This window comes from Candidatus Merdisoma sp. JLR.KK006 (genome assembly GCF_036941035.1).
Lineage (GTDB): Bacteria > Bacillota > Clostridia > Lachnospirales > Lachnospiraceae > Laedolimicola.
Genome location: NZ_JAYMNS010000006.1, coordinates 147,946 through 166,536, shown reverse-complemented (window position 1 = coordinate 166,536; position 18,591 = coordinate 147,946). Strand labels below are relative to the sequence as shown.

The 18,591-nt window shown below is 43.8% G+C and carries 18 protein-coding genes; 1 reads left to right on the top strand and 17 read right to left on the bottom strand.

The window, feature by feature from the left end; translation table 11 throughout:
• Positions 1–438 precede the first annotated feature (438 nt).
• From VSQ61_RS07465 to VSQ61_RS07410, 12 genes are all read right to left on the bottom strand, one after another.
• Positions 439–582 (bottom strand): hypothetical protein, encoded by a 144-nt coding sequence (locus tag VSQ61_RS07465; RefSeq protein WP_334343817.1) that lies wholly within the window; start codon positions 580–582, stop codon positions 439–441.
• A 118-nt stretch (positions 583–700) separates the two neighbouring features.
• Positions 701–1,105: an alkaline phosphatase family protein gene (locus VSQ61_RS07460; RefSeq protein WP_334343816.1), complete on the bottom strand. Its 405-nt coding sequence runs from the start codon at positions 1,103–1,105 to the stop codon at positions 701–703.
• Positions 1,106–1,365: 260 nt separating this feature from the next.
• Positions 1,366–2,364: a UDP-N-acetylglucosamine 4,6-dehydratase (inverting) gene (pseB, locus tag VSQ61_RS07455; RefSeq protein ID WP_334343815.1), complete on the bottom strand. Its 999-nt coding sequence runs from the start codon at positions 2,362–2,364 to the stop codon at positions 1,366–1,368.
• A 26-nt stretch (positions 2,365–2,390) separates the two neighbouring features.
• Positions 2,391–3,188, bottom strand: coding sequence for a motility associated factor glycosyltransferase family protein (locus tag VSQ61_RS07450; protein WP_334343814.1), 798 nt, complete (start codon positions 3,186–3,188; stop codon positions 2,391–2,393).
• A 6-nt stretch (positions 3,189–3,194) separates the two neighbouring features.
• Positions 3,195–3,818, bottom strand: a complete 624-nt coding sequence (locus VSQ61_RS07445) for a CatB-related O-acetyltransferase (RefSeq protein WP_334343813.1) — start codon at positions 3,816–3,818, stop codon at positions 3,195–3,197.
• A 13-nt stretch (positions 3,819–3,831) separates the two neighbouring features.
• Positions 3,832–4,572, bottom strand: a complete 741-nt coding sequence (locus VSQ61_RS07440; RefSeq protein ID WP_334343812.1) for a glycosyltransferase family 2 protein — start codon at positions 4,570–4,572, stop codon at positions 3,832–3,834.
• A complete protein-coding gene (locus VSQ61_RS07435; protein WP_334343811.1) occupies positions 4,573–5,460 on the bottom strand; it encodes an NAD-dependent epimerase/dehydratase family protein in 888 nt (295 codons plus the stop codon).
• Positions 5,457–6,083: a sugar transferase gene (locus VSQ61_RS07430; RefSeq protein WP_334343810.1), complete on the bottom strand. Its 627-nt coding sequence runs from the start codon at positions 6,081–6,083 to the stop codon at positions 5,457–5,459. The genes VSQ61_RS07435 and VSQ61_RS07430 overlap by 4 nt, the downstream gene beginning before the upstream one ends.
• Positions 6,084–6,121: 38 nt before the next feature.
• Positions 6,122–6,649 (bottom strand): transcription termination/antitermination NusG family protein, encoded by a 528-nt coding sequence (locus VSQ61_RS07425; RefSeq protein WP_334343809.1) that lies wholly within the window; start codon positions 6,647–6,649, stop codon positions 6,122–6,124.
• A gap of 161 nt (positions 6,650–6,810) precedes the next feature.
• Positions 6,811–7,311, bottom strand: a complete 501-nt coding sequence (gene loaP, locus VSQ61_RS07420) for an antiterminator LoaP (protein ID WP_334343839.1) — start codon at positions 7,309–7,311, stop codon at positions 6,811–6,813.
• 545 nt (positions 7,312–7,856) lie between these two features.
• Complete coding sequence (locus VSQ61_RS07415) at positions 7,857–8,177, bottom strand: DUF1540 domain-containing protein (RefSeq protein ID WP_334343808.1); 321 nt, start codon at positions 8,175–8,177, stop codon at positions 7,857–7,859.
• A gap of 166 nt (positions 8,178–8,343) precedes the next feature.
• The gene (locus VSQ61_RS07410) at positions 8,344–12,093 is read right to left on the bottom strand and encodes a phosphoribosylformylglycinamidine synthase (RefSeq protein ID WP_334343807.1); all 3,750 of its coding nucleotides are present in this window, start codon (positions 12,091–12,093) and stop codon (positions 8,344–8,346) included.
• A 205-nt stretch (positions 12,094–12,298) separates the two neighbouring features.
• Between VSQ61_RS07410 and VSQ61_RS07405 the strand changes: the two genes are divergently transcribed.
• Complete coding sequence (locus VSQ61_RS07405; RefSeq protein WP_334343806.1) at positions 12,299–13,192, top strand: LysR family transcriptional regulator; 894 nt, start codon at positions 12,299–12,301, stop codon at positions 13,190–13,192.
• A gap of 210 nt (positions 13,193–13,402) precedes the next feature.
• Here the strand turns inward: VSQ61_RS07405 and VSQ61_RS07400 are convergent, their stop codons facing one another.
• The 5 genes from VSQ61_RS07400 to rsgA form a co-directional block, all read right to left on the bottom strand.
• A complete protein-coding gene (locus VSQ61_RS07400) occupies positions 13,403–15,775 on the bottom strand; it encodes an ATP-dependent DNA helicase (RefSeq protein WP_334343805.1) in 2,373 nt (790 codons plus the stop codon).
• Positions 15,776–15,900: 125 nt separating this feature from the next.
• Complete coding sequence (locus VSQ61_RS07395) at positions 15,901–16,128, bottom strand: HPr family phosphocarrier protein (protein ID WP_334343804.1); 228 nt, start codon at positions 16,126–16,128, stop codon at positions 15,901–15,903.
• Between the two features lie 274 nt (positions 16,129–16,402).
• Positions 16,403–17,056 carry a thiamine diphosphokinase gene (locus VSQ61_RS07390; RefSeq protein WP_334343803.1) on the bottom strand — a complete coding sequence of 218 codons (654 nt, stop codon included), beginning with the start codon at positions 17,054–17,056 and terminating at the stop codon, positions 16,403–16,405.
• Positions 17,053–17,706: a ribulose-phosphate 3-epimerase gene (rpe, locus tag VSQ61_RS07385; RefSeq protein ID WP_334343802.1), complete on the bottom strand. Its 654-nt coding sequence runs from the start codon at positions 17,704–17,706 to the stop codon at positions 17,053–17,055. The genes VSQ61_RS07390 and rpe overlap by 4 nt, the downstream gene beginning before the upstream one ends.
• Before the next feature lie 2 nt (positions 17,707–17,708).
• On the bottom strand, positions 17,709–18,587 hold the full coding sequence (gene rsgA / locus VSQ61_RS07380; protein WP_334343801.1) for a ribosome small subunit-dependent GTPase A: 879 nt from the start codon (positions 18,585–18,587) through the stop codon (positions 17,709–17,711).
• Between the last annotated feature and the right edge of the window lie 4 nt (positions 18,588–18,591).

Sequence of the window (18,591 nt, the reverse complement as noted above, 5' to 3'; positions counted from 1 at the left end):
TCTTTAGAAAGGACCTTCGCTTCCTCCCGACCCTATATATGCCACATGTTCCCAATCATGTGCACAAACTAACTTTTCATCCGATGTAATGGAAAAATCCACTTCAAAAGCTCGATGCCCCAAATTATAATTGTATAACAATGCTTCCTTACTGTTTGTATATGCTTTATCATCAATACCTCCAAGTACATGTGCTACCAAAATACTTTCAAATTGTTTCCCGCATGTTCTTATTTACTAAAATATCTCTCATGGGTATAGAGCCCAAAAACATAAAAAAACTTACACATATTAATAATACAAAATGAAATCCATTTTTTGCATCTAGCAGAAAAAGACGCAGAGAACTTTCTTTAACACAATATAAAAATATCCCTGTCAATCCAATCCATATAGTCCACAAAAGTACTATTTTTCATGACTGCCCCATTTTAAATATTACATGTCAGCAATGAAATGCTGAAAATAATAATTAGAATAATAACCAAGTTCAATATTAAATTCATCAATACCCATTTCTTCCGGAATCGTTCTTTTATTTGAAAATAAATTTACGCCAAGGCCCAACCTTTGTCCTTCCATTTTTATTCGCTGCCAAGATACTAGGAAACAAAACCAGAGTTGTAAAAGTTCTGTTTGTTGTCCTTTCCGGAAGCACCCCTTCTGGAAGATTAATAAAGCAATTATAAATTTTCCTTTCCTATTCTCCAATATCATCCCAAAAATCCGCTTTCATACTCAGGTGATCCCCTGTAATAACAATTGTAATATTTTCATACCACTCCTGTCCTTGTATCCATTTTATAAAGTCAAACACTTGGTTGCTTGAACAAGAAAGAACATTCGCATATTGTTCCTCATACTGTTCACCGCAAAAATCACATATATAACCATCCTGATGATGTGTATCTCCTAAAGTGATAATACCAAGCAAAAACTTTTCATACTTGTCAGCTGTATTTTCTTTGATACTAAGCTTATATGGAACACCGGCAGAGCTTGCCAACAGCGCTGCCATGGTCCATCCTGTCCCATTTGCAACACTTGCACCACCCAAATTTTCGTCATTTGAAAAAGACACATTATCAGATGCCAATTTTACCAATTCAGGAATATAGTCTTCTGGCTTTCCGCCCCCTTCAATGGAGAAAAAATCTGGTATACAATAGTTGAAAAAGCAATACTAGAATCCCATGTCTCTAGAAACCATTTTTCCGAAAGAAATATAAGATATAGAATTAATACCGCTAGCACAATTAATATGTTTCTAATCCTTTTGATCATTTTCATATAGTTCCTCTGATCTAGATTCCACCCGAAAACTAATATGGATATGTTTGCCCATCATTTCCACCGTGATGGTAATCACTCATGATAATCAAGATCTGTCAGCAACTTTGCCTTAATATCTTCAATGCTTAACCATTCCTTGTTAGTCCCTGAACTATAAATAAATCCGGGTTCTACCAGCTTTCCTCCTGGGATTATGTTTTCATCATGCCACCAATCGTAATTTGGATAGATAATATAGTTCTTTTCATATTCATATGCATGTGCCGAATCTTCTGCAGGAACCATCACTTCATGGAGTTTTTCTCCTTCACGGATTCCTACTTCGGGCATCTCACATCCAGGAAGCATAGCCTGCGCAAGATCCGTAATTTTAAAACTCGGAATTTTGGATATAAAGGTCTCTCCTCCATGGCTATCCTCCAGTGCCTTGATTACTAGCTTGACTCCCTCTTCCAGACTGATCCAAAATCGAGTCATTCGATAATCGGTGATAGGAAGCTTTGTTTCACCCCGGCCGATAATATTTTGAAAAAACGGTATGACTGAGCCACGACTTCCAGCCACATTGCCGTAACGAACTACTGTAAACTTAGTGCCGTCAACTCCTGAATAAGAATTCGCAGCTGCAAAGAGCTTGTCGGATACCATCTTAGTAGAACCATACAAATTAATTGGCGAAACGGACTTGTCCGTAGACAAAGCCACAACCTTCTCCACTCCCCTATCTAAGCACGTATCAATGACATTAATAGCGCCATTTACATTGGTCTTAATTGCTTCAATGGGATTATACTCACAAGCCGGAACCTGCTTTAACGCAGCAGCATGAATAACATAGTCTACCCCGTTCAATGCACGAGCAAGTCTTTCCTTGTCGCGTACATCGCCGATAAAAAAACGAAGTACATCAAGATACTCCTTGTAATCGTTTTGCATATTAAACTGTTTAAATTCATCTCGAGAATAGATAATTATCTTCTTGGGCCGGTAGCGCTGCAACACATAATCCACAAAATGATGTCCGAAAGAGCCTGTCCCACCAGTTACAAGAATCGTTTTGTTGTTAAGCATTAATTTTCTTCCTCCTGCTGCCTATATTATTTTATATAATAATTTGTTTGTTTTTTATCTGATGGATAAGCATCAATCAAACTTCCCTCTGTGGCATTTTCTATACGTATGCCACGTTTTCTTGCATAATTAAATAGTTGATAATGGGTATCTGCACAAAAAGAGTAACAAAACAATTCATACGATAATGAAAGCGTTTTGTCAGAATCATCTTGATAGCAATGCAATTCTTTTCTAGAAGTGAACGAATTAAAATCACATCCAAGTAATATAATTCGTTTATATCCCATAAACATTGCCAGATATATGGCATAACAAACGATATTTCCCATTATTGGAGCTATTCTACATATATCAATTTGCTTATCCGATTTAAAATAACCGCCCCATGCAAATAAGTATCCAGACTTAACTTTACATTGAATTTTTTTTTCTGCTTCTTTCTTATATTTTCCATTCAATACAAAAAAAGCATCTGGATACATCCGTGTTGCATCTTTAATGATTGTGCTGTCATCTGACAAATAATCAATATCATCCATTATGCAATAAACCTTGGGTTTGATTATGTCCTGTTTTATCCTGCAAAAGGAATTGACGGTAATAACATCACCATCGATTTTTCGTAAATCGACATTCTTCAAAGAAGGACCAAGTCCTAAAATATAACATGTACTACTAGTCTTCTCTTTTTTTATCTCTATGTTCCGTTTAATTACATCCTTATTTAAAATATAGTATGGCAGCCTTTTTACTTGTATGGCTAGCCCGGCCAGATCAAATAGTTTTGTGTCTAACCAAAACAATTTATCAAACTTTCCCATACTATTTCACCCACTCTCTTCTCCGTCAATTTTTATAAGCAGTAAACTTGGAGTATTAAAATTATCAGCAATCACAGCAATATCTTCTTTAGATAATTTCCACCACTTCATTTCTAGTAATTTTGATATTGTCTCATCATCAAAACGTTTCCGAATAAAATGGGCTGGATTTCCCGCCCAAATTTCATATGCCCCCACATCTTTTAGCAATACGGATCCCATTCCTATGACTGCGCCATCACCAATGGTTACACCACCTTTAATACAACATTTTGCTCCTATCCAAACATCATTACCAATGAATGTTTCTTTGTATGGCTTATAAGGTATATTTGCAAAATGGGTTTTTAGTGCATTCCGACCCTCTAAAAAAACAGGAGATGTTGAAACGTATTCGATTGGATGGGACGCACCGCCTATCAAACAGTAAGACGCTATGGAACAAAACTTCCCGATTTTCGCATAATATATGTTTGTGTGGTCACTAACATATGTGTAATCATCAATTTCTGAATCAATAATCAGGCAATCGTTCCACACTGCAGACTTATTGCTTATTTTTGAAGAGCGTACTATCGGTTGTGATAACACCTTTTGAAAAGCTTTTTGAATATAATACTTTATGTCCATTTACTATCTACTCTCAACTCATAATTGCTTTAGCGACCTCAATGCCTACGCATTCTATAAGATACAAAGGGCTGTATCCATTAACCCTATAACTCATGTAGCGATCCTGAATTCGTTTTAGGCTCTTCTTGAAACTTTTACTGTTACTCGTTCCGCCAGTCGTGAAGTTTGCAAGAACTACATTTTTGATTACTATACTCTTTCCGACTTTTTTCACACGCAATAAAAACTCAAAGTCATCGTGAATACCCACACATCGGAACAATCCCAGCTCATCATAGGCCTTTTGGGTAACAAAACTCGTCGGATGATTCCAGTGTCTACTTGTGACAATCTTGTCTGGTCTTGAATGTTTGACTATGATGTTTCCATCCCTCTTAATAAGATTTATGTCTGCATAGAACATATCGAAAGGAGTTGCTTTATAGGTTTCAGCAACCGTACTCAATGCTATTGGCTCATACCAATCACCAGAATTGATAATACCCACAATATCTCCTGTAGATTTTCCGATTCCCTTGTTCATCGCATCATAGATGCCTTTGTCTGGTTCCGATAAGATAATGTATTCATATCCTTTTGACTTAAACTTTCCCATATACCCCTTAGCTATCTCTACTGTCCTATCTTTTGACGCTCCATCAATAATCAGGTATTCAACATCACCCATGTAATCTTGCTCTAAGACGGATTCTATTGTTTTCCTGATTACAGCTTCTGAATTAAAGCATACAGTGATTATCGAAAACTTCATCTATCTTTCCGTCCTCTTAATGGATGTCCTTAAATCAGCAACACAATACTCAAACGAATATTTACTGATGTTCTGATCATATGTGAGGTTTCCAAAAGCCTTATTCGCTAATCCTCTCAGTTTTCCCGGAAACAAGAATGCCAAACTAACCATCCAGTTCCACACCTTAGATACAGCTATCTTATGACCACTTACTTCAGCAATTATCTTGACCATTTCTGATGTTCTTGTGTAGGTCTCATTCTGTGGCCAATACACGCCACCTTCTTCTCTGAGCATCACCTGGCATAAAAATTCACAGAGATTTTCTATATAAAGCATTGATCTTTCATTTTCCACATCTGGAAAGATCGGAAACTTTTTTGCCATTCTTGCCAAGGTAGGATAATTTCCCTTACTGTTCTTCCCATATATCATCGGAGGGCGAAGAACCGTCACGATAAAATCCCCCTCTGCCAATTCCCTGACACCCTTATCCGCCTGCCATTTACTGTCACCATAAAAATTCGCAGGCTGTGGTTCAGTTTCCGCAGTAATCCTTTTCGTCTTTCCATATGGTGCCGAATCACCATATACAATTGCTGAAGACATGAATATGAACTGTCTAACCCCTTCTTCTTTTGCTTTTTTTGCTGTCTCTATGGCAAGATCTGTATTGATAGCGTAATACTTTGCCTTTACCTCATCGCTAACATTTCCAACATCTGCATGGGCAATGCCCGCAACATGATAAAGAACATCATATATAGAAAAATCCTTTTTTCTCCAACTGCCATCTATCATATCTACAGTTTCAATCGACAACTCCGAGCCATAATGCTCTTTAGCATAATTATCAAAAGATAAACCTATATAGCTATTAGCTCCGGTAATCAGAACTCTCTTCACTGGTTACGCTCCTTCTTGTGTATCTCCCCGGTTCCACCTTCTACAACTCCATCCCTTTTTACAACCGAGAAGATGGTACAAATAAAACACTTCGCATCAAGCAAAAAACTAATCTTCCTAACATAATCCCCATCCAACTTAGCTTTCTCGGATATTTCAAGCTCGTCTCTCCCATTAATCTGCGCCCACCCGGTAAGTCCCGGCAAAATATCATTGGCCCCATATTTATCACGTTCTGCAATCAAATCATATTGATTCCAAAGCGCTGGTCTGGGGCCAATAATACTCATATCTCCCTTTAAAATGTTGATAATTTGCGGCAGCTCATCCAGAGAGGTCTTTCTCAGGAATCTTCCCACTTTTGTAATGTATTGCTCAGGATTTGCCAGTAAATGTGTAGGTGTATCCTTGGGTGTATCCATACGCATGGTTCGAAATTTTAGAATATTAAAATATTTTTTATGAATCCCAATCCGCTTTTGCTGAAAAAATACAGGGCCGGGAGAATCCACCTTAATCGCCAAAATTAATATTATAAATACAGGAAACATAACTACCAAACCGGAAAATGATAAAATCATATCTAATATTCTTTTCCATTGTTGATAGTTTTTTTTAAACATTATGATTACCCCTTTTCCATATACACAAAAGTCTTATATTACCCTAAATTTTGATCCCTATCCAACCGTATTCCCAACAAAATCTCCCGTTCCCTTCCAAACAAATGCACCCGAATCATCACATACCGCAGCCTTATCCGCTTCTTTACCACATACCCCAAATAATACCGCAAGGGTCCGTCGCAATCTATAATCGTACCGTCCTTGTCCACTTTCACGGTAGAAAGCCGCACAATATTTTCCCGGTCCTTATTTAACAGCCTTTTCAGAAAAATCTCTTCTTCCTTGGAGACCGGATAAAATCCCCCATCTTCTTTTCCAAGAAACCTGGTATATTGAGGAACTGTCTTCAGCTGACTATAAAATTTCTCCGGATACTGGGTCTGGACAAACAAATATCCCGGAAAAAGATTCTCTGTGTGGATCCGGCAGGCTCCCTGAATTCGCCAGACAGCTTCTCTTTTTAATAGGAAACAACGCTCACAGACATGACTCTCTACGACCTTCTCAATCTCGTCCATGGCTTTCTCTTCCTTTCCGGTAATTGTCTGAACGGCATACCACATATACGCTTTCCTTTCCCCTTACTCTTCCTGCTTCCTTATTAATCAGCTATCATTTATCTTGAAAATGGGCATGCTTCGCCATTTTGCAGCATATGCCCCAAATTTTTACTTCCGTATGTGGTACTCCTGTCTGCCCCGCAGTCTATACTGTAGAGTGTCCATCATACTTTGTCATAAATCTCCAATCCTACATTCACACCTCGGGAGCTTCCTGGCATCTCTAGCCTTGCCAGTCTCTTGTGCCTGTCAATCTTCCGGATCAGTCTTTCTTTTCCCTGTAAAGGTCCTTCTGTTACATAAGTGTGTCCATCCCGAATATACCCTCTGGACATTCCGGAATGATGAGTTCCACCGCAAAGTCCCAGAAGGAATTGCTCCTCATCCCTATGCACAGGGGTCAATACATCCCCTCCGCCCAGAACCGTGAGAACCTTCCGATACTGCTCTAACTCTTTTGCCAGTCTCTCCCCGTCCTCACTTTCCAGAAATACATAGTCCGGAAACATGGACTGCCGCTCCACATGCCAGCTTCCCTCATACCGCCGCATCCGGTCATAAGTAAAGCAGAATGCATCCGTCAGAGCCTTATCCGTCAAATGCTGCCTGCAGGAGCGTATAATATCCTGCTCTTTCTGATTCGGACAATAAAGTACATACCAGATAGCAAGTCCCCCTTTCCGCTTGGAGCAGTCTTACCTGCATCACCAGGCATTTTAAACAATGATTTTTCGTAGAGCATGTTACTCTACGAAAAATCAACCCCGATTTTGTTTTATTAGGGGAAAAATAAGTGAATATTTATGAGAATAAATAGACAAAATTAAAATAAAAACAGAAAAAATCTCTTGAAAAATGTACAAAAAACGAGAAACAAAGAAAAAATATTTACGTTTTCATGGATCTGTGCTATGATATTCAAGAAAAAAGCAGGAGATCTGCTCTCCTGCCATCGTAGAGTAACATGCTCTACGAATAAAATATATTATGCATTTCTAGTTTATTCCAATTTCAGGATATTTATTGGATTTCCCCTTTATCATCCTCCCCTTCAATCAAAATCTCTCTTCCGCAAAAGCCAAATCCATATTTTCGCATTCACTCCCTGGGAATCCCTTTCACAACGAAATCAACAAAAGGCCGCCTCCTTCTCGCTCCGAAAAGGAAACAGCCTTTTTCTATACACGAATCAAATTTTTAAACCTATCGCCTACTCACACTTACACCGGAATGTAGCGCACTCCGTATCCCGGCACTCACAGGCGCCGCCGCCGGCGATTCCGATATGCTTTGCATGGCACATGCAGTCCTCGTTAAAGGTACATTCCTCAGCCTTGCAGGATACTCTGGTTTCTTTGGTGGGATAATCCACGGAGCTCTGATAGTTGCCCTCGCCTCTCTCCCGGAAGCTGCTGCAGCAGGTATCTCGAGAATGCTTTGCATTATTTCCTTCCACCTGAATATTATCCTTACAGCAGCTCTTTTCCTTGTTATACATACAGCTTGTTACGGTACAGTCCAATCTTGTCATATTCTTCTACCTCCATAAAAATATAGAAGTAGTATGTGTATTTTTCACCTGCTTATACTTCATAAATCCGAAATTTCCAAGTCCTCAGCTTCCTTAACAAGCTGTTAAAACTGCCGGAATGTTGTAAAAGGCCAGGATAAATCGCTTATGGAAATATTTGCAAATTTTATTTAAAATATTCCACACCCGACTCAAAGATCTTCATATCCTGCTCCCCATAAATGTTCATAGCCACAGCTTCATCTCTCCGCTCTGAATGAGCCATCTTGCCCAGCACTCTTCCGTCCGGGCTGGTGATTCCCTCAATAGCCCCATAGGAGCCATTCACATTCCAGTACTCGTCCATGGTAGGCTCACCCTCCAGATTCACATACTGCGTTGCCACCTGGCCGTTTGCAAAGAGCCTGTCGATCCATTCCCTGCCAGCCACAAAACGCCCCTCTCCATGGGAGGCCGGATTTACATAAGTCTTCCCAACCTCCGCCAGCTTAAGCCAGGGGGACTTATTGGAAGCTACCCGTGTGTAAACCATCTTTGACACATGGCGGTTAATGGTATTGAAGGTCAAGGTAGGCGAATCTGCCGTCTGCCCTACAATCTCCCCATGAGGCACCAGTCCCAGCTTAATTAAGGCCTGAAAACCGTTGCAGATACCCAAGGCCAGACCGTCCCGCTCATAGAGAAGCTTCATCACAGCTTCCTTAAGCTTCTCATTCTGGAAGGCTGTAGCAAAAAACTTGGCCGATCCGTCCGGCTCATCTCCTGCGGAAAAGCCGCCCGGGAACATAATAATCTGTGCCTGATTAATGGCCTGCTCAAAGATCTCCACCGACTCCCGAATATCCGCCGCCGTCAGATTCCGGAACACGCATGTTTCTACATCCGCTCCTGCCCGTTCAAAGGCTTTGGCGCTGTCATACTCACAGTTCGTTCCCGGGAATACCGGAATAAATACCGTGGGCTTTGCTACCCTATGCTTACATACGTACACCTGCTCTGTCCGATATAAGGGCGTTTCTACCTTCTCTTTTCCGGGAACCGCAACGGTGGGGAACACCTTTTCCAGGGGAGCCGTCCAGGTGCCAAGGGCCTCCTCCGTATCAATATACATATCGCCGTAAGCCAGACCGCCTGCTGTTACCTCTCCGACTACCGTATAAGTAACCGCAAGCTCGCCTACACGTCCCTCCAAAACCTCTGCAACAATATTTCCGAAGCCTGCCGTAAACAGATCTCTCTTATCCACATTGTGCTCAATCTTAACTCCCAGCTTATTGCCGAATGCCATCTTGCTGACGGCCGCCGCCAGACCTTTTCCGTCCAGAGCATAGGCCGAAACGATTCTGCCTGCCTTAACATCCTGGAGGAACCGTCCGTACAAATCCTTAATCTGCTCATAATCCGGCAGATCATAGGAATCCCGATCTATGGAAATGAGCACCAGCTTGTTCCCGGCTTTCTTAAGTTCCGGTGTAATGATATCCTTATGGCTTGCAATATCCACCGCAAAGGATACCAGTGTAGGCGGAACATCAATATCATTGAAAGAACCCGACATACTGTCCTTGCCGCCAATCGAAGGCAGCCCAAAGCCAACCTGAGCGCTGTAGGCGCCCAAAAGAGCCGCAAAGGGTTGGCTCCAGCGGTGGGGATCCTCTGTCATCCGGCGGAAATACTCCTGGAAGGTAAAACGAATCTTACGGAAATCGCCGCCGGAGGCCACGATCCTTGCCACAGACTCCAGCACTGCATAAACCGCCCCGTGATAAGGACTCCAGCTGGAGAGATAGGGATCAAAGCCATAGCTCATCATAGTTACCGTATCCGTCTTTCCCTTTCGTACAGGAAGCCTGGCAATCATAGTCTGCGTCTCGGTAAGCTGATATTTGCCGCCGTAAGGCATCAATACGCTGCCTGCCCCGATGGAGCCGTCAAACATCTCCACCAGTCCCTTCTGAGAGCAGACATTCAGATCGCTCAGCGTATCCAGCCACTTGGCCCTTACATCCTCCACTTCATTTCTTACAAAATACTTCTGTCCCTCATCCGGCATATCCACAGCCACCGCTGTTTCCTGGTGAGCTCCGTTTGTATCCAGAAAGGCTCTGGAGATATTCACAATCTCTTTTCCTCTCCAAAGAAGAACCAGCCTGGGATCCTCGGTCACCGCCGCCACAGTGACAGCCTCCAGATTTTCCTCCTTCGCAAAGGAGAGAAATGCTTCCTCGTCCTTTTTGTCTATCACAACCGCCATACGCTCCTGAGATTCGGATATGGCAATCTCCGTTCCGTCAAGGCCGGCATACTTCTTCGGCACCAGATCCAGATTGACACGCAGTCCGGCCGCCAGCTCTCCGATGGCCACAGACACGCCCCCCGCTCCGAAATCGTTGCATTTCTTAATGAGCTGCGTTACCTCTGGCCTGCGGAACAATCTTTGAATCTTCCGCTCCGTCGGAGCATTTCCCTTCTGAACCTCTGCGCCGCAGGTCTTAATGGAAGCCTCTGTATGCACCTTGGAAGAGCCGGTAGCTCCGCCGCATCCGTCACGGCCTGTCCGGCCGCCCAGCAGTACAATCAAGTCTCCCGGGTCCGAAGTCTCTCTGATAACATCCCTGCGGGGAGCCGCCCCCATAACCGCACCGATCTCCATACGCTTCGCCACATAAGCCGGATGGTAGATCTCCTTTACATATCCGGTAGCCAGCCCAATCTGGTTTCCGTAGGAGCTGTAGCCGCTGGCCGCTCCCCGCACCAGCTTCTTCTGAGGCAGCTTCCCCTTTAAGGTATCCTTTACGGACACGGTAGGATCCGCCGCTCCGGTCACACGCATAGCCTGATATACATAGGTACGCCCGGATAAGGGATCACGTATGGCGCCGCCCAGACAGGTTGCAGCGCCGCCGAAGGGCTCAATCTCCGTGGGGTGGTTGTGGGTTTCATTCTTAAAGTTCACCAGCCATTCCTCGATCTCGCCGTCCACCTCTACCGGAACCACAATAGAGCAGGCATTGATCTCCTCGGATTCCTCCTGATCCTCCAAATTTCCCTCTGCCTTCAGCTTCCGCATAGCCATAAGCGCCAAATCCATGAGACACACAAACTTATCCCTGCGTCCCTTAAAAATCTCTTCCCTGTCAGAAAGATATTGCCGATAGGTATCCTCTATAGGCTTTCGGTAATAGCCCTCCCCAAATGTCACATCCTTAAGCTCTGTAGAAAATGTGGTATGGCGGCAATGATCCGACCAATAGGTGTCCAGCACCCGAATCTCAGTCATTGAGGGATCGCGCTTTTCCTCTTCCCTGAAATATTTTTGTATATGCAGAAAATCCTTGAATGTCATAGCCAGTCCAAAAGAAGCATAGAGTTCTCTAAAGGCAGCTTCCTCCATTTGGCAGAAGCCCTCCAGAATCTTCACGTCCGCAGGTTCCTCAAAGTCCGTCACCAGAGTTTCCGGCTTTACCATCCCAGTCTCTCTGGAATCCACCGGATTAATACAGAAGCTCTTGATAGAGGCAAATTCCTCATCGGAAATATCTCCGGTAATCACATAGGTAGTTGCCGTCTGAATCTCCGGTTCTTCATCCTCCTTTAAAAACTTCACGCACTGTACCGCAGAATCCGCTCTCTGATCAAACTGTCCCGGAAGATATTCCACACTGAAAATGCGGGAATTCTCTGCCGTATCAAACTGCTCTTCATAGAGCATATCCACCGGAGGCTCGGAAAACACAGTCCTGCAGGCTGCCTTGAATATCTCATCCGAAATATTCTCCACATCATAGCGAATCAGCACCCGTACCTCTGATACACCGTCAATTCCCAGATAGCTTTTAATCTCCTCCAGCAGCTCCTTTGCCCTTACTGCAAAAGGCTTCTTCTTTTCCACAAAGATTCTTCTTACATTGCTCATACATGACCTCCTTGTTTTTTCCTGCTTTGCCATGGCTATGCTCCCGGCATAATCCGTATCTTAGATATGAACCATCATAACATAAATTCTATAATAAGTATAATTAATAGATTTAATTTTATTTATTAATTTGCCTAATAGCATTTCTCCTATATCTATGGTATAATCCTGAAAAAGACTATATTGTGCCGAAAAGGAAGCTTTTATGGACATTAATTATGAATTATACAAGGTATTTTATCATGTAGCTGTTTCCTTAAGCTTTTCCGAAGCCTCCAAGCAGCTCTTTATCTCCCAGTCCGCCGTAAGCCAGTCTATTAAGGTACTGGAAAAGAAATTAAATCAAAACCTCTTTATCCGAAGTACCAAGCGTGTCCAGTTGACTCCGGAAGGCGAGATTCTTCTGCGCCATATTGAGCCTGCCATCCATCTGATCCGCCGGGGGGAAAGTCAGATTTTGGAGACTCATTCCTTAAACGGCGGCCAACTCCGCATCGGCGCCAGCGATACTATCTGCCGCTATGTACTGCTTCCCTATTTAAGCCGGTTCCACAAGGCCTTTCCCGGTGTCCACATCAAAGTCACCAACCGTACTTCCATCGGCTGTGTGGATCTGCTGGAAAACGGACAGGTAGATTTGATTTTCATCAATTACCCCAATTCCCGTCTGGAGCATTCCGGTCATTTAAAAAGGGTCCTGGAATTTCAGGACGTCTTTCTGGCCAACCGCAACTGCTTTCATCTGGAGAACCGGCAGCTTTCCTTCCAGGATCTGTTGGACTATCCGATTCTGATGCTTGCCCGCAAAAGCACTACCAGTGAATTTCTTCACAATCTCTTTCAGCAGCATCAGCTGGATCTCGTTCCTGAGATTGAACTAAGCAGCAATGATCTGCTTCTAGATATGGCAGCTATCGGTCTGGGGATCGCCTTTGTACCGGACTATTGCCAAAAAAGCGCCCATCCGGATCTGTTTCCTCTGACCTTGACGGAGGCGCTCCCCCGCCGGCAAATTGTACTCATCCACAATGAACAGCTTCCCTTAAGCCCTGCGGCCATGGAATTCGTACATCTCTTTTCCCCGTATACCAAGAACTAGTACAACGAAAATTAAGTTTTGGATAGTTTGACGCAGAATATTTTTCTGAGAGTGCTGCTTCTCAAACGCAGTCGTAGCGGTGGCTACGGCGAGGCTTGGGGAGTAGTGCTATCAGGAAAATAGGCAAGTCAAACTGCCAATAACTTAATATTCGTTGTACTAGTAGTCTGTACCGGAAATATAGACAAGCGAAAGGGGCAATTATTTAGTTTATGATGTACTGCTCTGGCAGCTCCAAAATTCTTCCATAGCACTCTCTGCCTGCTCCAGGGTACATATCTGAAGCCCTTCCCATTCTAAGGGAAACAGCCTTCTATATTCATTATTTAAAAACCGCTGATCCAAAAGCAGCACAATTCCCCGATCCTCGTCAGTGCGAATCACACGTCCTGCTGCCTGCAGGACCTTATTCATACCCGGGTAACGATAAGCATAGGCAAAGCCGTCCATCCCTCTCTCATCATAATATCCCTTTAAAATCTCACGTTCATTGCAAACCAGCGGCAGTCCTGTACCCACCACTGCCGCCCCGATCAGGTTATCTCCCCTTAAATCGATTCCTTCCGAAAAAATTCCTCCCAGCACACAGAATCCCAGACAGCTTTTCTCCCCGCCTGCCTCCTGAAAATGTCCCAAAAATTCTTCCCGCATCTCTTCATTCATTCCGGGGCTTTGAAGCAAACATTCAACTGCCTCTGCCCCATACAGCTCCTGAAACACCTCATGTACATCCGACAGCATTTTATAGGAAGGAAAAAACAGCATATAGTTTCCCGGCCTCCCCTTTGCCAATGCAGCCAGATAACCGGCAATCCGTTCATATTCTCTGCGGGAACGTCTGGAATACCGGCTGCTTACATCGCATCCAATCAGCAACAGTCTCTGCTCCCGGCCAAAGGGAGAATGCGCATAGACCGCATAATCCTCCTCCGCCCCGAGCAAATGCTTATAATAGGACATAGGAAGCAGTGTTGCAGAAAAGAACACCGTGCTGTTTCCTTTATTCAGACATTCTCTTAGGTTTACCGCCGTCTCTACACAGTATAGCTTCAACTGAAAATGTCCGTTTTCCATAAGCTCGCTGTAAATCACATAGTTCTCATCCAGCCTCTCAAAAATACCCAGAAAATCACGAAGCCCAAACCAGAATTCCTGTACCTCTTTCTGAAGATCCGGCTCCATCCCTTCCTCAAGCATTGCTTCCAGCTCCCCCATCAGGGACATTACCATCAAAGAGAACGCCCCCACATCCTCGTGAAGCTGATAGGTAACGCACTCCCGTTTCAATTCCAGCAGATAGCGGTTGCACCGTTCCAGTCCCCGCTCCGCCTTTCGGTAACGCCCCTTTACCTTCCGCTTTAATTCCAGGAAATCCTCTTTGCAGAGAGAAGCGCTGAACATTTCCCTTCCGCGCTCCACCAGGTTGTGGGCCTCATCAATGAGAAAAAGATATCCTCCCTTTACACCTTCGGAAAAAAAGCGCTTCAGGCGCACATTAGGATCGAATACATAATTATAATCACAGATCACTGCATCCGTCCATGTAGATGCATCCAGGCTCATTTCAAAGGGACATACCCTGTGCTTATGGGCCTGGCTAAGCAATACCTCCCGGTTCAGATCATCCGGCCCTTCTGTCAGCAGCTCATAGACCGCATCGTTCACCCTGTCATAATGCCCTGCCGCATAGGGGCAGTTTTCCGGATTGCAGTCGGTCTCCTGACAGATACAGAGCTTCTCCTTCGCAGTCAAAGTAACACTCTTTAAGCGCAGTCCGTTCTCCCGGAGAATATGAAATGCATCCTCAGCCACTGTTCTTGTAATCGTCTTTGCCGTAAGGTAAAAAATCTTATCTCCCAATCCCTCACCTACAGCCTTTACCGCCGGAAACACAGCGGACATGGTTTTTCCCACCCCTGTAGGAGCCTGAATAAAGAGACGCTTTTTCCGGGCAATGGTCCGGTAAACCCCATGGGCCAGCTCCTGCTGTCCCTCCCTATATGGAAACGGAAATTCCAACGGTTGAATACTGTCCTTACAGATTTTCCGCCAATCAGCCTGAAACCGGGCCCATTTCTCATACTCCTTCATCAGCTTCCCAAACCAGCGCTCTAAGTCTGTTCTTTCATAAGAAAAATGGAAATACTTAAGCTCCTCTGTCTCCAGATTGCAGTAGGTCATCCGTACCCGAATCTGCAAAAGCTCCTGCTGAACCGCATAGATAAAAGCATAGCACATAGCCTGTGCAAGATGGACGCCTGCCGGTTCTTCAATTAGCGTCACATCCCGGCAGACTCCCTTAATCTCATCCACCGTCACAAGACCGTCCTCTGTAAGGATCCCATCTGCCCGTCCCTCAATCACACAGTCAAAACCATCCATAGGCATCCGATACTTTAAGGAAACCTCCGCCTGATACCCTGCACCCATACGCCTCTGGAGCTTCCGATGGAGTCTGCTGCCTGCCTGCATAGCCTCACGCTCAGCCCTCTTGCCTCTTCGATTATCCAAATCTCCGCTGCGCAAAATAAATTCCACCAGATTGCGCACGGATATCCTGATCTCTGTTTTGTTTTTCTCCATAAAAATATTCTATCAAAACCCCAGGCATGCCGCAAGCCTTATCTAAATTCAAAAGGAACTGTGACAGGGCAAATCCACAGACTCACCTTATCACAGTTCCTTTCCTTTTCCATTCTTTTTCTCACTTAAGCCGCAGCAAACTTTGCCAAAACCTGATTAAAGCTTCCGTTCTCTCCATGACACCGAACAGTCAGTACCCGGCTCAAATCCAAACTTAAAACTCCCAATATCGACTTAGCATCAATCAGAACCCGGTTATAGGAAACATCCACGTCAAAGTCGCATTGGCTTGCTCCGTTTACAAACTCTTTTACATCCTCAGTTGCATTCAACCTAATCTTCTTTTCATGCATTTTTTCATCACTCCTCAAATTCAAAACTAAACAATAGTTTCAATGGAGGTATTATGACAGCCAAAACTTCATTTGTCAATCCTGCCCGTCCTTCACTCCTCTTACCCCTATTTTCTCCCTTTTTATGAAAATTATACAATTACCTCCGTTTTTATGGAACATCTTTTGCAAATTCAAAAAAGTTCTGCTTTTTCCTTTTTTACCCGCCTCAAAATATTTTTAAAAATTCCAAAAGGCATCTCCCTATTTTCTACCATAAAAACCAGATTTTTTCTCAATCCAGCGACTCAATCAGGACTAATATCCCTGATTTCATATGAATTACAGCTTCTTCCTCCATAACTTCATTGCTGACCCCCAATCCTGCACTTCCTGTACTGGTAAAGGTATGATTATGCAACGGATACTTAAATCCAATCAGATCTACCCCCTCCACAGTGGATGTCAAAGGAATCAGGGATACAAAGCGTCCATACTGCTGATTCTTTTTTATAATCGTATCCTCTGAAATCAGGCGGATTCGATTGTACTCATCCAACAGGATGCAGTCAACTCCCGCATCCCTGGCCAGCATCATGCTCTGAATATTGCCCAGCACATGATCAAGACGGCTTCCTGTTCCTCCTAAGATTACAATGGAAGCGCTGTTAAGCTCTAATGCCAATTCAATGGCTATCTGAGTGTCCGTAGAATCCTTTACCGGATTAAACCAACGGACTTCTATCTCTTTTTGTTTCCGATAATATGACTCAAGCTTCGGATCTGCCGAATCAAAATCCCCCACAACATAAGTAGGCAGAATATTATTTTCATAAAGAAACTCAAGTCCTCTGTCCACTCCTATAATCTGATCAAATCTCTCATTTCTGCAATAAGAAAGAGCAAAATCCGAATTGATCCTGCCCCCGCTTACAATCAAAGTTTTCATGCATTCAAAACCTCTAAAAAGTCCTTTACATTCTGCTCCACATCTCCGCCAAAGACAGCTGAACCTGCCACAATCACATTGGCTCCGGCATCCAACACCTTCTGAACATTGTTTAGCTTAATTCCGCCGTCTACCTCAATATCAATATCCAGTCCTCTTTCTGTAATCATTTTACGCAGATCCTGAATCTTCCTGGTACAGCTCTCAATATACTTCTGTCCTCCAAATCCAGGATTCACGGTCATGAGCAGCACCATGTCCAAATCCTCCAGAATATACTCCAGTTCTGTCAGTGGTGTGGCCGGATTCAGAACCACGCCTGCCTTAACCCCCTGCTCCTTAATCGCTGCAATGGTGCGATTAAGATGAGGACAAGCCTCTGCATGGACAGTAATGATGTCTGCTCCGGCTGCAGCAAATTCTGCAATGTAGCGATCCGGATCACAGATCATCAGATGCACATCAAAGACCATATCCGTCAGCTTCCGGATAGATTGAATCACCGGAAAGCCCAGAGACAGACTGGGCACAAAGGCTCCATCCATCACATCAATATGCAGATACTGGGCACCTGCCTGTTCTGCTTTTTTCACGTCCTCTCCCAGAGCTGCAAAGTCTGCCGAGAGAATTGACGGTGCCAGCTTGTTCATAACTAATACCTCCTTTTATCCTTTAGTTCCTGATACAGGCACTTATAATTATCGTACCGTATCTGACTGATTTTTTTCTGTGCAAGTGCTTCTTTTACTCTGCAATCCGGCTCATGGATATGTACACAGCCCTGAAACCGGCAATAGGGTTCATAATCCAGGAATTCCGGAAAGTATTCCCTCAAATCTTCTTTTTCAAAATCCGGCAGATAAACGGAACTGAATCCGGGAGTATCGCAGATATAACTGTCTTTGTCCAGGGCAAACAGTTCCGAGTGGCGGGTCGTATGCTTTCCCCGCTGGATTTTTCGGCTGATATCTCCTGTTTCCATAGCTGCCTCTGGCTGGAGAAGATTAATAAGAGAAGATTTACCTACCCCAGAAGGTCCTGCCACTGCTGTGGTCTTTCCTTTCAATAGCGCACGAAGCTCCTCTACTCCCTTCTGCTCCAACGCACTGGCAAAAAAAATCTGATACCCGCCCCCAGCATAGGTTTCTTTCAAAAGCCTTAGCTCCTCCTGAGATACCATATCCTGTTTGTTAAAGCAGATAATCACAGATACGCCCTGATATTTCATAAGAATCAGAAACCGATCCAGAAGATTAAAATTGGGTTTGGGCTTTGCCGCCGCAAAAATCACCAGCGCCTGATCCATATTAGCCACTGTCGGCCGTGTAAGAGCATTCTTTCTGGGCAGAAGTTCTTCTATATTTCCTGTCTTCTCTTCTTCACTGAGAACCGTCAGACGGACATTATCCCCCACCAGGGGCTTAATCTTCTGATTTCGAAAAATTCCCTTTGCTTTACATTCGTAAGTGCCGGATTCTGCTGTGTGAACATAGTAGAATCCGGCGATTCCTTTTATGATTTTTCCCTTCATAGAT